This is a genomic window from Deinococcus apachensis DSM 19763 (assembly GCF_000381345.1).
Classification (GTDB): Bacteria; Deinococcota; Deinococci; order Deinococcales; family Deinococcaceae; genus Deinococcus; species Deinococcus apachensis.
In genome coordinates this window covers 210,192-227,025 of the sequence record NZ_KB906398.1, presented here as the reverse complement: position 1 = coordinate 227,025, position 16,834 = coordinate 210,192, and the positions used below count along the sequence as shown (strand labels likewise).

The following is a 16,834-nucleotide window of genomic DNA, read 5'->3' as shown; positions in this document are numbered from 1 at the left end:
GATAAGGTTTCCTGTCTTTTCCCGCCCTCGCCGGAGGCGCCCATGACTTCCCTCTGGCGCAAGGCCCGCGTCCTCTTCGTCACCCGGTTCGCGGAGATGACGGAGTACCGGGCCGAGGTCATCATCTGGATGCTGTCGGGCACCCTGTCCCTGGTCATGATGTTGGTGTGGATGTCGCAGGCGGCGGCGGCGCCGGGTGGGGAGATCCGGGGCTACAATCCCTCCGAGTTCGCCACGTACTTCCTCTCGACCTGGGCGGTCGGTCAGCTCATGGTCGTGTGGGTCGCCTGGGAACTCGACATGGAGATCCGGCAGGGGCTCCTCTCGCCCAAGCTGCTGCGCCCGATGGACCCCATGTGGCTGCATTACGCCTCGCACGCCGCCGAGCGGGTGGTGCGCTTTCCCGCGCTGCTGGCGCTCGTCGCGCTGTTCGCCTGGGTGGCGGGCGCCCGCTTTTCCACCGATCCCGCCGCGTACCTGGCGGCCTTCGGGCTCGCCCTGCTGGGCTTCAGCGCCCGCTTCCTGTGGGAATACACCGTCGGTTTGCTCGCCTTCTGGACCGAGTCGAGCACCTCTTTTCAGGAAGTCGTGTGGCTCGTGTACGCCGCGCTAGGCGGCATGTTCGCGCCGCTCGCCTTCTACCCCGAGTGGGTACAAAGGGTCGCCGTCTGGACGCCCTTCCCGTACATGCTGGGCCTCCCCGCGCAACTGCTGGCGGGCAAGGCCGACCTCGCCGATGCGGGCCGCGGTGCCCTCGTGCTGAGCGGGTGGCTGGTCGTCTTCTGGCTCCTGCGCCTGATTGTGTGGCGGATGGGGCTGCGGAAGTATGGGGCGGTGGGGGCGTGAGGGGGAGGCAGACAAGGATGGCCCCCCCGACCGCCTCTCGCTGCTGGAGGTGCCCATGACCCGCTACCTCCGCCTCGTGCGCCTTTTCACGGGGGCCACGCTCGCCGCGCAACTGGAATACCGGGCGAACTTTCTGGGCGCTATCCTCGCCAGCCTGGCCGAGTCCGGGGTCGCCCTCCTCGGGATCGCGGTGCTGTTCGGGCAGCCGGGCACCACCGAGGTGGGGGGCTGGTCCTTCCACCAGGCGCTGCTCGTCGTGGGCCTCTTCACGCTGACCGAGGGCTTTATCAGCGTGTTCATCCAGCCCAACATGAGCAAGATCGCCGAGGCCGTCCGCACCGGCAGCATGGACTTTACGCTCCTCAAGCCCATCGACGCCCAGTTCAACATCAGCACGCGCAACCTCAACGTGCTGCGCGTGACCGACCTGCTCATCGGGGCGGGGCTGACGATCTACGCCGCCTCGCACCTGAGCGTCACGCCGGGCGGCGTGCTGGCCGCCGCGCTGCTCTATGTCTGCGCGCTCGTCATCGTGTACTGCATCTGGCTGGCGCTCTCCACAACCGCCTTCTGGTTCGTAAAGACGCAGAACGCCTCCGAACTGTTCAACGGCGTGTTCGGCGCGGCCCGCTTCCCGGTCACGGCCTTTCCGGTGCCCGTGCGCGCCTTCCTGACCTTCGTCGTGCCCGTCGCCTTTATCACGACCGTGCCCGCGCAGGCCCTGACGGGCAGTCTCTCGCCCGGGCTGGTGGTCGCCTCGCCGCTGGTGGCGGCCGCACTGTTCACCCTCACGCGCCTCTTCTGGCTGCGGGCAGTGGGAAGCTACACGAGCGCGAGCAGTTGAGGTTGGGCGAGGGGTGAGCCACGTCACAGGTAGACGCTTCCCGGCTGGAGTGGCCTGGCGCCGGAGGCTATGCCGTCCGGCAGGACATATCGGCCCGCCGCATGACCTGGGAGGTCGAGGTCTTTCGCTGGGACATTCAGGAAGGAAGGGATGCCCAGCCGGGACGTGTGCGGTTTGAAGGACTGGAGGAGGTCGAAGCATTGCACGACCTGTCGGGTGGGTTTGGAATGGGTGAAGTCGACTGGGAGGTCTTGAGGAGCGAATTTCGCCGTTTCAACGGGAGGATACGCCGGGTGTTCATGCTGACGCTTCCGCAGCTTCGGAACGCGCTCGGCGGCCCTGATATGCCGAGCTTGTCGTGACACGCCGCGAGGCCTGGTTTATCTCATCCGCTGAGGAGTCCTGACTTCTTACCCCCTCCCTCCACCCCCAACGGGACCTTTAGGCTTGACCGCCGCGTGACGGGGGGCGTGGTACGCTGCTGGACAAGTTGACCGGCCTGATTGCTCGCCCGTTCCCTTTCCCGCTCCTGGGCGGCGGGGGTGCGGGCGCGCCACTTGCCCTCAACAACCCAGAACGCTGTCGGGGCTGCCGTGAGGTGGCCCCGCGTGCTTTTCGGAGGTTTGCCTTGACGCTCAACGAACAGTTCCAGACGCTCCCCAAGCTCCTGAAGGTCCGCGAGGTCGCCGACTTCACCGGCACCCACGAACGGACTGTCCGCCGCTGGATTCGGGACGGCCGCCTCGGCGCGGTCGAACACCCCAGCGGCCTGCGGGTGCCCCGGCGCTCGCTGTGGCGCTTCCTGGGACTGGACTACGGCCTGAGCGCCTGAGGGGGGAGCCAAGCTCGCGGCCCGGTATGCTGGCCCCATGTGGGCTTCTTCTGGGGGCTATGACGAGCGTACCTGGACGGCCCAGCCCTGGAGCTGTCCGTGACATTGGCCGATGTGCGGGCGGCGATGGACCGGGGAGACGATCCGGCCGCCCTCGCCACCCTGCGTGCGCTGACCCCCGCCCCTGACGAACGCGAGGAGGCCGCCGCCCTGGCGCTGCATCTGGGGCAACCCAGCCTCGCCGTTCGGTGGTCTGAGGACCCGCTCCTGCTCGCCGCCGCTCAACTCCGGCTGGGAGAGGCGGCGGTGGCCCTGGTCTCCCTGCAAGATCAGCCAGATACCGCCCGGCCTGCCCTTTTGCGGGCTCGTGCCGCGTGGCAGGGCTCTGGGGACGCCGCCACCCTGGCCTGGCACGCCCGAACACTCGCCCGGTCCGAAGGGGACGCCGGGGCACTCGTGGCCGCCGTGACCCTGCTCGGGGAACTCCTGTTGCCGTCTGACCCCCGCGCGGCGCTGCGGACGCTGGCCGAGGGCCTCAAGGTCGCCGAACTCACCGGGCAGGAGGCCGACGCGCACCTGATGGCGGTCCTGGCGCATACCCAGGCCGCGCTGGGCAGTGCGGACAAGGCGGGCCGCACGGGGGCCAAGGCGCTGGGCCGCAGCCTGCCGCGCAGCCCCGCCCGCGTCGCCGCCCTGCTCGCCCTGGGCCGCGGGGAGGAAGCCCGGGCGGAGGCGGCAGCGGGAGAGCTGGCCGAGATCTGGTGGCGGGGGCTCTCGTCCCCGGCTCAGGGGGATGCGGGCAGGGTTTCCCCGCAGCGTTTGCAGTAGCGGGCGTCCGGGTCGTGCCGGTCGAGCCCGCAGCGGGGGCAGGTGCGCTGCTGCTGCCGTCGGTCCTGCGCGCGGGCCAGGTTGACCGTCACGATACCGGTGGGAACGGCCAGGATGCCGTAGCCCAGGATCATGGCGAGCGAGGCCAGCCCCTTGCCCAGCGGCGTTTTCGGCGCGATGTCCCCGTAGCCCACGGTCGTCAGGGTCACGATGGCCCAGTAGATGCTCGTCGGGATGCTGGTGTAGCCGTGCTCCGGCCCCTCGATCAGGTACATCAGCGCGCCGATGACCGTGACGAGCGAGAGGACGACCACCAGGAAGACCGTGATCTTGGCGGCGCTGGCGCGAATCGCCTCCGTCAGCACGTTCGCCTCGCTGAGGTAGCGGGCGAGCTTAAGGATGCGGAAAATCCTCAGTATCCGCAGCACGCGGATGATCAGGAGGGTCTCGGCCCCCGGCAGGAGCAGGGCCAGGTACCCCGGCAGGATGGACAGCAGGTCCACGACCCCGAAGAAGCTGCGGGCGTAGTGCGAGGCGTGCCGGGCCGAGATCAGCCGCAGCACGTACTCCGTGGTGAACAGCAGCGTGAGAATCCACTCCGCGCGGTTGAGCACGCTCCCGTACCTCGCCTGGATGGGGCGGACGCTGTCCAGCATCACGACCAGGATGCTGCCCAGGATGAGCACGATCAGCACGAGGTCAAAGACCCGCCCCGCCGGGGTGTCGTTGTTGAAGATGACGTTGCCGAGGGTGACCCGCCAGGGCGCCCGCCGGTCGCTGAGGGTCCTCATGCCGGGAGTCTATCCGTCCCCGTGGCTGCTGGGCCTTCCTGATGCGGAACGTTTGGAACGTTTGGCGCGGAGGAGCTGGCCGTCACCGCAGGCCGCTCGCCGCCCACCGCTCTTGAAACGGTACGTAGGATGGCGGGCCGATGAACCCGCGCGGGCCGGGATTGCCGTCCACGTACACGCTCTCGTACGTCCAGACGTTGCGCTCCTGCGCGAGCGCGTAAAAGGCTGCGCCGTCTCCCACGCCCGGGGGGCGAGGCGGGTCTGCTCCCAGTCGATCAGGGCGGCGGGCCGCAAGCCCCGGAAGAACACGTTGCCCTCGTGGTAGTCGCCGTGCAGGAAACGACGTGGGAAAGCCGGGGAGTGGCCGGTCAGGGGGCAAGCGTGTAGATAGGCCAGCCGCTGCCGCGTCCGGGTCAGCGCCCAGCCGTCCACCTCGTCCGGGGACGGAAGGGCGAGGATGGCCGCCTCGATGCGCTCCGTGTGCGGGGGAAGGGGTGCGGGCGTGGGAACACCCGCCCGGACCGCCACCCCAATCGCCGCATGTTCCCGCTCCACCCTCGCGCGGCCCGGGCTGCGGTACACCCGCAGGTGGAACTCGCCCGCCCCGGTGACCATCCGGAAGGCGCCGTTGATGCTCCCGCCGCTCAGGGGCCAAACAGCCCGCACCTCCCCCACGGCCCACGCGCCCGCAATCTCCTGCGGCCTCACCCCGGCACGACCTCCAGCCGCCTCAGCCCGCGAATCACGAAGCCGCCCACGTACTCCGGGTCGGCGCCCGGGTCCTCCAGCCGCAACCCGGGAAAGGTCCGCACAAGTGCCCGCAGGCTCAGCGCCAGTTCCAGCCGGGCGAGCGGCGCCCCCAGACAGTAGTGGGTGCCCAGGCCGAAGGTCAGGTGAGGGTTGGGATCACGGGTGAGCATCAGCCGGTCAGGGTCCCCGAAGCGGCGCGGGTCGCGGTTGCCGCTGGCGTACAGCAGGCCGATCTTCTCGCCGGGATGCAACTCCTCGCCGTGCAGGGTCAGGTCGTCCAGCACGTACCGCTCGAAAAGGGGCAGGGGCGTGTCGAAGCGCAGCAATTCTTCCACCGCCGTGCGGAACAGGGGCAGGCTGTCCTCCCGGGGCGCGGCCTCCACCAGCCGCTTCCACTGCTCCCGCTCGCGCAGCAGGGCCAGGACGCCCGCCGTCAGCCCGTTGACGGAGGCCTCGTGCCCGGCGTTCAGGAGCAGGATGCAGGTGTCGATGAGTTCGCGCTCGCTCAGGCGGTCGCCCTCCTGCTCGGCCTGGACGAGCGCGGTGATGAGGTCGTCCTGCGGTTCCGAGCGTCGCCTCCGGGCAAGGTCGCGCAATAGGGCGCTGAAGTCGAGGACCGCCCGCTCGGCCTCGTCCTGCTCCTGAGGCGTGTACGTCGGCTCGTACAGCCGCACGATGGCCGCCGACCAGGGTCGGAGCATCGCCCGTTCCTCCGGTGGCACCCCGAGCAGTTCCGCAATTACCGTGACGGGCAGCGGCTCGGCGTAATCCGTGACCAGATCGAAGCCGTCACCAAGCCCGGCCAGTTGCGCCGCCAGGATCGCCTCGATGCGTCCGGAGAGGCCCTCCACCCGCCGGGGCGTAAAGGCCAGCCCGACGAGCGAGCGCAGCCGTGTATGTTTGGGCGGCTCGGAGTCGAGGAGGTGGTTGCCGTTGAAGGCGTCGAAGTTCGCCTGGCGGGGGTCGGGCGGCGGCCAGCCCAGCTCGTCGCGCGTGTAGCGGTGCAGCACGCTGCGCCCGAAACGGCGGTCACGGAGCAGGGCCGCGATGTCCTCATACCGCGTCAGGAAGACCCTCCCCAGCGCCGGGTCACGGAAGGCGGCCGTTTCCCCGCGCAGCCGGGCGAGCAGGGGATACGGGTCCCGCACGAAGGCCGGGTCGCCCAGGGGCAACGTGAACTCGGGCATGGGCATGGGCACAGGCTACGGCACTCGTCCTTGAACCTCGAAAACTTTGGGGCAAACGTACGGTCTGGCGGCGGGGCTCTGCCAGAATGCCCGGCGATGCTGCGCTCGCTGCTGTGGCTGCCCGGAGGCGCCCTGATTCTGGCCGTGCTGCTGGACCTGCTGGCGAGCTCCATGCAGACTGGTGAGGGCCGCATCCTGCGGCTCGTTCAGCGCCCGCTGTACAAGGCGATCAGCGGGCTGGCACGGTGGACGGGCCGCCGGGGCCTGCTGGCCTGGTCAGGCGGCGTCCTGGTGGTGGGCACCATCGGGGTCTGGACCCTGCTGACGTGGCTGGGCTGGACCCTGGTGTTCTGGTCGGGAAAGGGGGCGCTCGTCGGCACCACGACCGAGACGCCCGCCGATCTCTGGGACGTGCTGTACTTCGTGGGCTACACCCTGGCGACGCTGGGCCTGGGTGACCTCAAGCCGCTGGGCAACGGTTGGCGGCTGCTGACAGACCTGGCGGCGCTCAACGGCTTTTTCCTGATCACCTTCGCCATCTCGTTCGTCGTGCCGGTCGCCCAGGCGCAGGGCGAGCGGCGCACCCTCGCCCTGTGGCTGCACCGGCTGGGGGGCAACGCGCAGGACCTGGTGATCCGGGCGTGGCACGACCACCCGGGCGGCCTCCAGGGGCTGGTGGGGGACGTGGCGACCACCCTGAACACCCTCGACGCCCAGTTCAAGAACAGCCCCGCCCTGCACCGTTTTCACGACCGCCGTGCCGACGAGTCCCTCGAACTCGCCCTCCCCGCCCTCGACGAGGCGCTGAGCCTGATCGAGCACGCGCTCGACGTGACGCCCCCCCGGGGGCTGCGGCTGGTGCGCGACTCGATCTCCAGCCTGCTGGGCAGCTACCGCCAGGTGCACCCCCGGTTGCGCGTGGACCCGCCGCCACTCCCCGACCTCACCCCGCTGCGCGACGCGGGGCTGCCGCTGCACCCCGACGCCGAGGTGCGTGGGCGCTTCCTGGACCTGGGCGAGCGCCGCCGCGTCCTGCGCGCCATGACCGAGCAGGGCGGCTTCACCTGGTCGGACGTGGAGGTCAGTTCAGCCGAGGTGCCTGGCCCCTCCCTCTCCCTGGAAGAGGAGCTGGGGCTCAGCGAGCCGACCAGCCGGGTCCGCTGAGCCCCGGTTCACACGAACTGCTGCTCCTCCAGCCGGGCAAGGTCGCGGGACGGCCCCGCTTGCCCCTCCTCGTTCCCCGGCTCGTCGAGGGTGAGGACCGCTGGGGACCCGGGCAGCGGCGAGGCGGGCAGCGAGAGGTCCTCGGCGGCGGGCAGGTGGCGGGCGCTGAGTTCGGCGAAGGACTGGATGAGCGCCCGGTACTGGCCCACGAACTGCGTGTATTCCGTGCGGACCGCGCTGAGGCGGGCGGTGAGTTCGGCGTACCGCTCGTTGAAGGCCCGCTCCAGGTACACGGTGCGCTCGGCGTGCGCCCGGTCGCGCTCCAGGGTGAGGGTGTGGTGCTCACGCTCCAGGTCGGCGAAGCGGCCCCGGAAGGCCGCCTCCACCTCCGCCATGCGGGCCTGGTGGCCAGCCTCCAGCTCGGCGAGGCGTGCGGCCGAGTCGCGGTCGATGGCCTCGCGCTGAGTCTGCGCCTGCTCGATCATCAGCTCGCACTGGCGGGTGGCGTTCTCGCGCAGGTCGTGCCCGATGCGCTCGGCGGCCACGACGGCGCGGCGAATCTCGTCCTCCGCCTGGCGCCGCTCGTCGAGTTCGCGCTCCAGTTCCTCGACCCGGCCGCGCAGGGCCTGGCGCTCGTGCAGCAGGGCCTCGACCTCGTTCGCCACCTGACCCAGGAAGATGCGGACCGCGGCGCGGTCGTACCCACCCGGCCTTCTGGGAAAGGTGCGGTGGCTGATGTCCAGGGGCGTGAGGGGTTCGCTGCTCAGAAGTTCACTGGAAAGCTGGTTCATAGAAAAAGACTCCTTCCGACGCGCACCAGGGTCGCGCCCGCGCGCACGGCATCCGCGTAGTCGCCGCTCATGCCCATGCTGAGTTCCGGGAGGCCGAGGTCGTGGGCCTGGGCGGCGGTGTCCGCGAACACCCGCCGGGCCGCCGCCTCGTCCCCCTCGGGGGCCATCACCATCAGGCCCCGCACGTTCAGTCCGGTCTGCACCACCCCAGCGTAGACGGCGGAAAGCTCATCCGGGTGAATGCCGTGCTTCTGCGCCTCCCCGTTGTGCCGTTGCAGCAGCACGTCCGGGGCGCGGCCCCACCCCTCCGCCGCGCGGGCCAGCGCCTCGGCCTGCCGCACGTCCTCCAGCGCGTGGATCAGCGAGACCGGCCGCATGTACTTGACCTTGTTCAGTTGCAGCGGCCCGATGTAATGCCACTCCACCTCCGGCATCTGCGCCGCCTTGTCCCGCAACTCCTGCGCCCGCCCCTCGCCCAGCGGAAAGCCGCCCGGCTGGAGGCCCGCGTGGGCCAGCACGTGGGTGCGGATCGCCTCCAGGTCCTGCCCCTTCGTCACGGCGACCAGGCGCACGCTGCCCGGGGGGCGGCCCGCCTCCGTTTCAGCGGCGCGGATGCCCGCCAGAACCTCCGGCAGACTCAAGGCCCCCTCCTCCCTCTGCGTCTCACGCCGCGCATTGTGGCACCCCAACTTTGAAAGAGGTAGCCAGGGCAGGTGAGCCCTTCAGGTGGAGACTCCGTCAAGTTTCCTTCACTCTTCTCAGGGCGGAAACGAGAAAGGTTATGGGCAGCATTCGGAGCTGGTGTTTTCCAACGGGAGTCCCCAGCTCTGTGCCACACTAGGAGACGCATGCGACACCCTCATACACTCGCGCTGACCCTCCTGCTCGCTGCCCCGGCTGCCCTCGCGCAGCAGGCCGGAACGGTGCAGGACGTGGTCGTCAACGGCACCACTGACGTGCTTTCGAACTTCGTCAGGGCCACGCTGAACGTGCAGCCCGGCACCGCGCTCTCGGGCGTGAACCCGCGCCAGGTCGAGCAGGAGGTGCTGGCGACCGGCTACTTCCGCACGGCGAGCGCCGAACTGCGGACGGTCGGCGGGCGCGATACCCTGGTCATTACTGTCACGCCAAACGCCACCATCAAGACAGTGGACGCCACCGGCCTGACCTTCCTGCCTGCCGAGGCCTTCAAGAAGAGCATCGCCGAACTCCTGAACATCGCCCCCGGCGCGACCCTCAACACCCAGCGGCTCGACCAGGCCAAGCAGGCCCTGTCGCAGAACTACCGCACGGAGGGCTTCCCCTTCACGCCCAGCATCAGCACCCAGACGAAGACGAACGCCGACGGCACCGTGGGCGTGACCTTTGTGGTGGACGAGACGGCGCCGATCAGCCGTGTGGAGGTCGAGGGCGTGACCCTGCTGCCCACCGGGACGGTCACCAACCTCTTCAAGCCGCTGTACGACGCCAGGAAGTTCACGACCGCCGCCTACTACGGGGCGGTGGAGGCCCTCCAGCAGGCCTACGACGAGGCCGGGTACGTCCAGAGCGGCGTGGACGTGCGGGCGACCACCCTGCAAAACGGCGTGCTGAAGGTGCGCGTGATCGAGGGCCGCGCGGCCAGCGTGAACTTCCAGGGGATCGAGGGCGCCGGGGTTCCCCTCCAGACGCGGGTGGGCCAGCCCCTCGCGCTGGAGCGCCTGCGCGCCGACGTGCGGACGCTCTCCAACCGCACGGGCAAGCCGGTGGGCTTCGCGCTGCAATCCGACCCGCAAAACCCCGCCCAGGTCGCGGTGTTCTTCGGCGTGGCGGACGCGGCGAGCGGGCCGGTGCGGACCATCACCTTCGCGGGCAACACCCAGGTGCCCACCGCAACGCTGACCGCCGCGGTCAGGACCAAGGTGGGCGACGTGTACTCGCCCCAGCTCGCGCAGGAGGACTTCCTCGCCATCCGCGACGCCTACCGCAAGGCCGGGTACGAGATCAGCACGCGCGACGCGGTGACCTTTAACAACGGCACCCTGACCTTCAACATCCGCGAGGTGCGCCTCGCCGGGTACGAACTCCAGTGGCAAGGCAAGCACCGCACCCAGGACCGGGTGATCCTGCGCGAGCTGCCCGCCGCCGGGGGCCTCTTTAACCTCAACGAGCTGCGCGCCGGTTTGAGCCGGGTGAGCCGCCTGGGCTTCGTGCAGGTGGTCGGCGAGAATGTCCGCAGCGATCCCCAGAACCCCGAGAACGTGACCTACGTGCTCACGGTGGCCGAGAGCAGCCAGGGCATCCCGGTCAGCCTGGGCCTGGAGTACGACACCCTCAAGGGCTTCGCGGGCGACGTGCAGTATTCCAACCCCAACGTCTTCGGGCTGGGCCAGAACCTCAGCGTCAGCCTGGGGGCGCAGCAGAACGACGCGAGGCAGAACTTCGTGGGGAGCGTGTCGTACACGATTCCCTGGCTGGACCTGAACTTCCTCGACTTCCGCACCAACCGCACGAGCTTCAGCACCAGCATCGGCACCTCGGTGTCGGGCAACTTGCCCCTGACCACCGGCAGCGGCAGCGCCACCGCGGACACCGGCCGTCAGTACACCGTCCGCAACACCGGCTTCAGCGTCAGCGCCGGGCGGAACATCACCACCAACCTGGCGGCCTCGGTCGGCGTGGGCTACTCCTACCGCACGTACTACCTGGAGCCCCTCAAGGGTGACGAGACGAGTGCCAGTTACCCCGACACCCCCGCGGGCAACGCGGCGGCGGCGGCGCTCCTCACGCCCACCACCCGCACCACGAGCGTGCGCGGCAGCCTGAACTACGACACGACCGACAACGCCGAGTTTCCCAGCCGCGGCGTGCGTGCCAACACCGAACTGTCCTACAACTTCGGTGCCTCGGGCAGCACGCCCGTCGCCTGGACGGACACGCAGGCGGGGGCGAGCACCTACTTCGGCCTGGGCCGCACGCTCGACAAGGGTCAGGGTGTTCAGACCCGTCAGCAGGTCTTCGCGGTGCGTGCCAACGTGGGCACGATTGCGGGCAGCCCCCCTGCTGGCACCGGCTACGCCATCGGGGGCGGCTCCACCCCCATCGCGGCGTACCAGCTTCGTGGCTTGGACAACAACCAGCTTTTCGGCACGAAGTACCTGACCGCCAGCGCCGAGTACCGCTACGACTTCAATCTCAGCAACTCCTTCACCCAGGGCCTGTACGGGGTGGCCTTCATTGATGCGGGCGATGCCTGGAACGACAGCAAGGACTTCGGCCTGAACTACGGCGTGGGCGCGGGTCTCCAGCTCAACCTGGGCTTCGGCGGCGCCCGGTTGCCCAGCCTGCGCTTCGACTACGGCTACAGCCCCCAGAACGGCAACGGCAAGTTCTACTTCCGCATCGGGAACTTCTTCTAAGTCAGGGCAAAAGGGGAGAGGTGGGCCTTTCGGGGCCTGCCTCTCTGCTTTCTGGGGATGGGGAACGCGCCCCACTTTTGGCTGGACAGCCGGTGGGGGTGGTGCGAGGCGCGGTTTCTGAACAGCCACAACCCGCTACCATGCCTCGGTGAACCGCCGATGCTCCCCCCACAAGGACCACCCATGGAAGGGCTGATGCTCGCGCGGGTGCTGCGGGACCTCTCGGGGCACCTGCCCGCCCGCACCCTGGGCTGGGCCTTTCCCGACGAGACGACCGCCGCCCTGCTGCTCGAAGGGGTGGGCAACCTCGTTCTGTCGTACCGCCCACCGCAGCCCGTGGTGTTCGTGTCGCGCGAGCGGCTGCGGGGCGAGCCGCATAACCCCTTCCAGCGTTACCTGGCGAACCGGGTGCGCGGCGACCTCGTGAAGGCCGAGCAACTCAAGCTTGACCGGGTCTTCGCGCTGCACTTCGGGGGCGAGACGGGCTTCGTGGATCAACCGCCCACGCGACTCCTCTTTGAGGTGACGGGCCGCAACGCCAACCTCCTGGTGCTGGAGGCGGGGGGGGGGTTCGAGGGCCGCATCCTCCAGGCCGCCCGCGAGATTACGGGGAGCCGCAACCGCTTCCGCACCGTTCGGACGGGGGGTGTGTACACCCCGCCGCCACCCTACGAGAAACTCGACCCACGCAGCATGACCGAGGAGGAAGCCCGAACCCTCGCCGTCCTCCCCATCGGCAAGTGGCGCGAGCGGGTGGACGGGATCGGGCTGCTGCTGGGAGCGGAACTCGCGCGCCGGGCAGGGGTGGCCGCGAACGAGGCACCAGGCGACCGTTGGCCGCAGGCGTTCGCCGCGCTGCGCTCTCTGGTCGACGACCCCACCGTCTCCGAGGGCGTGATGCAGGAGGGGGCGCGCGAGGCGGCCCGGGCGGAAAAGGCCGCGCAGCTTCGCAAGGCGCTGCGCGAGCCGCTGGAAAAACGCCTGACCCTCGTCACCAACCAGCTTGCCGATGTGGCCCGTGCCGAGGCCGGGCTGGACGCCGCCGCCCAGGACCGCACGGAGGCCGACCTCCTGATGGCCTACGCGCACACGGCCCAGCCCGGCACCGCCTCCGTCCTCCTGCCCGCCTTCGACGGTAGCGGGGAGGTCCCGGTCAGCCTCGACCCGCAGCTTTCGGCCGTGCAGAACGCGGAGAAACGCTACACCCGCGCCCGCCGCCGCGAGGAGGTGTACGAGCGGCTGGCCGAACGCGAACCCGCCCTGCGCGCCGAGCTGGCCGAGGCCCAGGAACGCCTGGCCCAGCTCGACGCTGCGAGCCTGGAAGACCTCGAAGCCCTCTCGGAGACCCTCCAGGCCGAGCGGCCCGAGAAGAGCCCGTACGGGACGCGCTTCACCACCCCGGGCGGCTTCGAGGTGCTGGTGGGCCGCAACAACAAGGAGAACGCGACCCTGACCCACCGCGTCGGGCGCAGCCTGGACTACTGGTTCCACGCGCAGGGCTACCCCGGCAGCCACGTGCTCGTCCGCTCGGGGGGGCGCGACCTGGCCCTGCCGGACATCCTGTACGCCGCGCGGCTGGCGGCGGCCCACTCCCGGGCCCGCGGGAGCAGCAACGTGCCGGTGGACTACACCCGCGTCAAGCACGTGTGGCGGCCCCGGGGCGCCCCCGCTGGCCAGGTGCATTACACCGACCAGAAGACGGTGTTCGTGGACGGGACGCTGCCGGAGGGGTAGCGTCTTTCTCCCGAGTACAATGCCCCGCTGTGGAACGCATCATGTTCAGGGCCAAGATCCACCGCGCGACCGTCACGCAGGCGGACCTCGATTACGTCGGGAGCGTCACCATCGACCAGGACCTGCTGGACGCGGCGGACATCCTGCCCCACGAGCGGGTGGACATCTACAACATCACCAATGGCAACCGGTTGAGCACCTATGCGCTGAGGGGACCGCGCGGCAGCGGCGTCATCGGCATCAACGGGGCGGCGGCCCACCTCGTGCAGCCGGGCGACCTGGTGATCATCGCCGCCTACGGCCACTTCACCGAGGAGGAGGCCCGCACCCTGGAGCCGCGCGTGGTGCTGGTGGACGCGGGAAACCGGGTGCTGGACCTGCAACCGGCCTGAGGGCTCGACCATATTCCGCCCCTCCCCGGGCATGGGAAGGGGCGCCCTGTTGCCCGCGGGGAAGGGCTCCTCCCTTCTGTGAGAGTTTTGCGTGACCCCGCCGCCTATCATCGGCGCTGATGCTGCCTCATCTCACACAACTGGTGGCCGACGTGGACGGCGCTTGGGCCGCGGCCATCGGCGGGCTCGACGGCCTGCTGGTCGAGGGCCACACCGCCACCGCCACCGACCTGAACCTTCTCGTCGCCGAACACGCAGGCCTGCTGCGCGGGGCGAACGCCGCCTACGGCGAGACGCTGGGGGGCGGACAGGCGCGCGAGCTGTACCTGCGCGGCGAGCGCCTCAGCGTGTACCTGCACCCCATCACCCCCGAATTCTTCCTGCTGCTGGCCCTGGACGGCCGCAGCAACCTGGGCCAGGCCCGGCTGTACGGCCGCGACGCCGCCCGCAAACTGGAGAGCTACCTGTGAGGCTCGACCCCCTGCGCGCCGTGCCGGGCGTCGTTGCCAGCGCCCTCGTAGGTCCCGACGGCCTGTTCATCGAACTGATCGGCGAGGCGGGCGACGCGCTGGCCGCCGAACTCGCCGCTCTGCGGGTGGTCCTGGACCGTGTGGGCCGCCGCCTGGGCGCGGGCAACGTCACCCGCGTCGCCTTTACCAGTGAGCGCGTCGAGGTGGTCGCCGTGACCAGCGGTGACTTCGTCCTCGGGGTGGCGTTGACGCGCGGGCACGACACCCGGGCCGCCCAGCAGCTGCTCGCCCGCCTGGCGCTGGAGCTCACCGATCTGCCCCGGCCGGAGGTCGCATGATCGTGCAACTGCTGGAGGTGCGCGGCATCCGCCACGTCGCCCTGATCGACGCGCAGGGCGGCATCGTGTCGAGTGCCGGGGGCGGCTCGGATATCAGCGTGGTGCAGGCGGGGCGCGCTGTGATCGGGAGCCTCCAGGCCGCGCTCGGCCAGAGCGGATGGCAGGACCTGCTGCTCGACGTGGGGGACGGTCCGATTCTGCTCACTCCCCACGGCGACCAGGTGCTGCTCACCGCCTTCGACGACGTGGCGAGCCTGGGCCGCATTCGCTTCGCCGTGAGGCGGCTGCTCAGCTAACGCGCAGTTCGGAGGGCCGTGGTGGCGAGCGCCCGCTTATCCTGCGGATGGGCCCTGAATCGGCTCCCGATTGGCCTCTGACGCCCGGCCCGTTCACCCCCTCTGCAAGCAGCTCTGCGAGTCCCAACCTCCCCCCTCCAGGGGGAGGAGCTTTTTTGTCGTCTCAAACAGCTTTTCTTTTGGAGCCTCCCGTGCATCGCCCAGGCCGAAGGGCTCAGGTAGAGGGTACAGGCTCGATCTGGCTCAGGCGCCGGACATCGACCGTGACCGGGCGGCCCGGCCGCCGCACGAACATGTCGGTGAAGCGGGCGTGCCAGCGGATATCGTCCACCTGGTAGCTCGTCCGCGCCCGCACGGTGCCGTACACCACGTCGTCCAGTCCCCGGATGTTGACCATCACCTCGCTCTCGGCGGCCCGCATCCGCTCGGGGGTGACCTGCCACAGGGGGCTGTCCTGGGTGATGGGGTGGACCACCGTCCAGGCCAGGGGAAAAAAGGCCACGTTGTCGCGCTCCAGCTTCAATCGGGTGAACTGGCGCACCGGCCGCCCCTTCACGTCCCGGAAGTAGGCCAGCGTGACCTCCGCCTCCAGCTCGATGAGCTGGGTGCGCTGGCCGTTGACGAGCCGGAACATCAACCCCCAGCCGCCCCGGTACGGCGCGACGACCGCGCACTCGCTGAACAGCACCCGGGGCTTGGGCCGGGAGAAGCGGGCGAAGATCATGCCTGTCGCCAGCGCCACCCCCAGCAGCCCGACGAATGCCTCCAGCGTGACGATCACGTCCGCCGCGAAGCTTTTGGGATATACGTGCCCGAAACCGATGGTGCCGAAGGTCTGCACGCTGAAGAAAAAGCAGGCCCAGAAGCGCCCGGCAGGGTCGGTGGGCATATCGGACAGGGCGCCCGGCCCCGCCGCCAGGTAGGCCAGGGCGAAGGCGGCGTTGAGCAGCAGGTACGCCACGCCCAGCAACGTGACGAACACCGGCCACGAGATGCCGATCAGGTCGTAGTACAGGTTCAGCGAGTGCCAGAACCCCAGCCCGCTGCGCTGGAGGTTGAAGCTCCCGTCCCGGTTCACCACCCGCTGGTGGCTCTCCTGCGACACCACCCGCCCCAGCCCCAGGTCATTCCCCAGCGGTTCGACCGGCCCCTGGGCCTGCTCGCTGCCGGGAGAAGGAGCCGTCATGAGGAGAAGTTTAACAGCGTGCGGCAGAGCTTTTCCCTCAGTCCAGTTCCTCGAACCCCGGCACCCCGTCGAAGAGGCCGCGCAGGGGATAGCTCGCCAGGGCCGTACGCGTGCCGCCGATGCTGAAGTTCTCCGTGCCCAGCAGGCGGCTCTCCATCGCCTCGCGCTCCTCCGGGGTCATGCGGCCCAGCAGGCTCTGCTCGCCCGTCTGGGTGCCGTGGGCCCGGAGCGCCGCCCTCTTGTTCTCCGCGTAGGCGGCGACGTTCATGCGGACCGCGACGGTCCCCTCGCTCACCCCATACACCAGGGGGTCGAGGTTCTGGCCCATGCGCGAGATCCCCTCGGCGGCCTCGTGGGTCAGGGCCGTGTAGTACAGCCGCTGCGGTCCGCCGCCCGGCAGGTGCCCAGTGCTGAAGAAGGCCGCCACCGCCGCCCGGTGAATCTGGAGGTGGTCGATATGCCCGTAGGCGCCGTGCGGGTCGAAGGTGATCATGACCTGCGGCTGAACGTCGGCGATCAGGGCGCGCAGTTTCACCTCCACGGCGAGCGGGTTCACGTTCATTAGCGCGAGGGGGTCGTCGTAGCGGGTGCGCTCGAAACGGCCGGAGTCGTGGTAGTCCAGGAAGATGGGCTCGGAAATCTCCAGGGCGCGGCAGGCCTCGCGCAATTCATGCTCGCGCTGCTGCCCCAGGTCGTCGACCGTCATGCCCGGCACGGTGATCTTGCCCGCCTCGCCGCGGGTGGCACAGGCCAGGAGCACCCGCACCCCCTTGCGCGCGTAGTGCGTCAGGGTACCGCCGACGCCGAACGCCTCGTCGTCGGGGTGGGCGAACACGGCCAGGAGGGTGGGCTGCTGCGGGGAAGTCATGCGCGGCAGTGTACGCCGGGAACGGCTGGGTCTGGCGCACGTAACGGCAGCATGAAAGCGATGCCGGGGGCGCTCTGGACCCTGCTCGTCCAACTGTTCCTGGGGGTGATCAGCCAGCC

19 protein-coding genes are annotated in these 16,834 nt (G+C 69.8%); 12 read left to right on the top strand and 7 right to left on the bottom strand.

Annotated features, from left to right (window positions below):
* Nucleotides 1-42: 42 nt before the first annotated feature.
* The 5 genes from F784_RS0101250 to F784_RS0101230 all read left to right on the top strand — a co-directional run bounded on the left by F784_RS0101250 (nt 43) and on the right by F784_RS0101230 (nt 3,350).
* Nucleotides 43-846 carry an ABC transporter permease gene (locus F784_RS0101250; RefSeq protein WP_019584869.1) on the top strand — a complete coding sequence of 268 codons (804 nt, stop codon included), beginning with the start codon at nt 43-45 and terminating at the stop codon, nt 844-846.
* Between the two features lie 55 nt (nt 847-901).
* Nucleotides 902-1,690: an ABC transporter permease gene (locus tag F784_RS0101245; RefSeq protein WP_026332173.1), complete on the top strand. Its 789-nt coding sequence runs from the start codon at nt 902-904 to the stop codon at nt 1,688-1,690.
* Nucleotides 1,691-1,791: 101 nt separating this feature from the next.
* Nucleotides 1,792-2,052 (top strand): hypothetical protein, encoded by a 261-nt coding sequence (locus F784_RS0101240; protein WP_019584867.1) that lies wholly within the window; start codon nt 1,792-1,794, stop codon nt 2,050-2,052.
* A 266-nt stretch (nt 2,053-2,318) separates the two neighbouring features.
* Nucleotides 2,319-2,522, top strand: coding sequence for a helix-turn-helix domain-containing protein (locus F784_RS0101235; RefSeq protein WP_019584866.1), 204 nt, complete (start codon nt 2,319-2,321; stop codon nt 2,520-2,522).
* Between the two features lie 99 nt (nt 2,523-2,621).
* Nucleotides 2,622-3,350, top strand: coding sequence for a hypothetical protein (locus F784_RS0101230; RefSeq protein ID WP_245557732.1), 729 nt, complete (start codon nt 2,622-2,624; stop codon nt 3,348-3,350).
* On the opposite strand, the gene F784_RS0101225 is transcribed toward F784_RS0101230, so the two are convergent.
* Genes F784_RS0101225 through F784_RS0101215 form a run of 3 tightly spaced genes read right to left on the bottom strand, consistent with a single transcriptional unit; the run spans nt 3,308 to nt 6,084 of the window.
* Entirely contained in the window at nt 3,308-4,141 is an 834-nt protein-coding gene (locus F784_RS0101225) for an ion transporter (protein WP_019584864.1), read from the bottom strand. The two genes, F784_RS0101230 and F784_RS0101225, sit on opposite strands and share 43 nt — an antisense overlap.
* A gap of 9 nt (nt 4,142-4,150) precedes the next feature.
* The gene (locus F784_RS0101220; protein WP_019584863.1) at nt 4,151-4,849 is read right to left on the bottom strand and encodes a phosphotransferase; all 699 of its coding nucleotides are present in this window, start codon (nt 4,847-4,849) and stop codon (nt 4,151-4,153) included.
* The gene (locus F784_RS0101215; RefSeq protein WP_019584862.1) at nt 4,846-6,084 is read right to left on the bottom strand and encodes a cytochrome P450; all 1,239 of its coding nucleotides are present in this window, start codon (nt 6,082-6,084) and stop codon (nt 4,846-4,848) included. The genes F784_RS0101220 and F784_RS0101215 overlap by 4 nt, the downstream gene beginning before the upstream one ends.
* A gap of 90 nt (nt 6,085-6,174) precedes the next feature.
* Here F784_RS0101215 and F784_RS0101210 point away from each other — a divergent pair, with 90 nt between their 5' ends.
* Nucleotides 6,175-7,242: a potassium channel family protein gene (locus tag F784_RS0101210; protein WP_019584861.1), complete on the top strand. Its 1,068-nt coding sequence runs from the start codon at nt 6,175-6,177 to the stop codon at nt 7,240-7,242.
* Nucleotides 7,243-7,250: 8 nt separating this feature from the next.
* Here F784_RS0101210 and F784_RS0101205 read toward each other — a convergent pair whose 3' ends face one another.
* Together F784_RS0101205 and F784_RS0101200 are read right to left on the bottom strand one after the other, a co-directional pair.
* Complete coding sequence (locus tag F784_RS0101205) at nt 7,251-8,033, bottom strand: DivIVA domain-containing protein (RefSeq protein WP_019584860.1); 783 nt, start codon at nt 8,031-8,033, stop codon at nt 7,251-7,253.
* On the bottom strand, nt 8,030-8,674 hold the full coding sequence (locus F784_RS0101200) for a YggS family pyridoxal phosphate enzyme (protein ID WP_019584859.1): 645 nt from the start codon (nt 8,672-8,674) through the stop codon (nt 8,030-8,032). The genes F784_RS0101205 and F784_RS0101200 overlap by 4 nt, the downstream gene beginning before the upstream one ends.
* 207 nt (nt 8,675-8,881) lie before the next feature.
* Here F784_RS0101200 and F784_RS0101195 point away from each other — a divergent pair, with 207 nt between their 5' ends.
* From F784_RS0101195 to F784_RS0101170, 6 genes are all read left to right on the top strand, one after another.
* On the top strand, nt 8,882-11,431 hold the full coding sequence (locus F784_RS0101195; protein ID WP_019584858.1) for a BamA/OMP85 family outer membrane protein: 2,550 nt from the start codon (nt 8,882-8,884) through the stop codon (nt 11,429-11,431).
* Nucleotides 11,432-11,614: 183 nt separating this feature from the next.
* On the top strand, nt 11,615-13,165 hold the full coding sequence (locus F784_RS0101190) for an Rqc2 family fibronectin-binding protein (protein ID WP_019584857.1): 1,551 nt from the start codon (nt 11,615-11,617) through the stop codon (nt 13,163-13,165).
* A 29-nt stretch (nt 13,166-13,194) separates the two neighbouring features.
* Nucleotides 13,195-13,557 carry an aspartate 1-decarboxylase gene (gene panD / locus F784_RS0101185; protein WP_019584856.1) on the top strand — a complete coding sequence of 121 codons (363 nt, stop codon included), beginning with the start codon at nt 13,195-13,197 and terminating at the stop codon, nt 13,555-13,557.
* 119 nt (nt 13,558-13,676) lie between these two features.
* On the top strand, nt 13,677-14,027 hold the full coding sequence (locus F784_RS0101180; protein ID WP_019584855.1) for a roadblock/LC7 domain-containing protein: 351 nt from the start codon (nt 13,677-13,679) through the stop codon (nt 14,025-14,027).
* Entirely contained in the window at nt 14,024-14,365 is a 342-nt protein-coding gene (locus F784_RS0101175) for a roadblock/LC7 domain-containing protein (protein ID WP_019584854.1), read from the top strand. Before F784_RS0101180 ends, F784_RS0101175 begins: the two co-directional genes overlap by 4 nt.
* Complete coding sequence (locus tag F784_RS0101170; RefSeq protein WP_019584853.1) at nt 14,362-14,661, top strand: roadblock/LC7 domain-containing protein; 300 nt, start codon at nt 14,362-14,364, stop codon at nt 14,659-14,661. The genes F784_RS0101175 and F784_RS0101170 overlap by 4 nt, the downstream gene beginning before the upstream one ends.
* A 214-nt stretch (nt 14,662-14,875) precedes the next feature.
* Here F784_RS0101170 and F784_RS0101165 read toward each other — a convergent pair whose 3' ends face one another.
* Together F784_RS0101165 and F784_RS0101160 are read right to left on the bottom strand one after the other, a co-directional pair.
* On the bottom strand, nt 14,876-15,847 hold the full coding sequence (locus F784_RS0101165; RefSeq protein ID WP_019584852.1) for an ion channel: 972 nt from the start codon (nt 15,845-15,847) through the stop codon (nt 14,876-14,878).
* Between the two features lie 37 nt (nt 15,848-15,884).
* The gene (locus F784_RS0101160; protein WP_019584851.1) at nt 15,885-16,715 is read right to left on the bottom strand and encodes a PIG-L deacetylase family protein; all 831 of its coding nucleotides are present in this window, start codon (nt 16,713-16,715) and stop codon (nt 15,885-15,887) included.
* Nucleotides 16,716-16,834 lie beyond the last annotated feature (119 nt).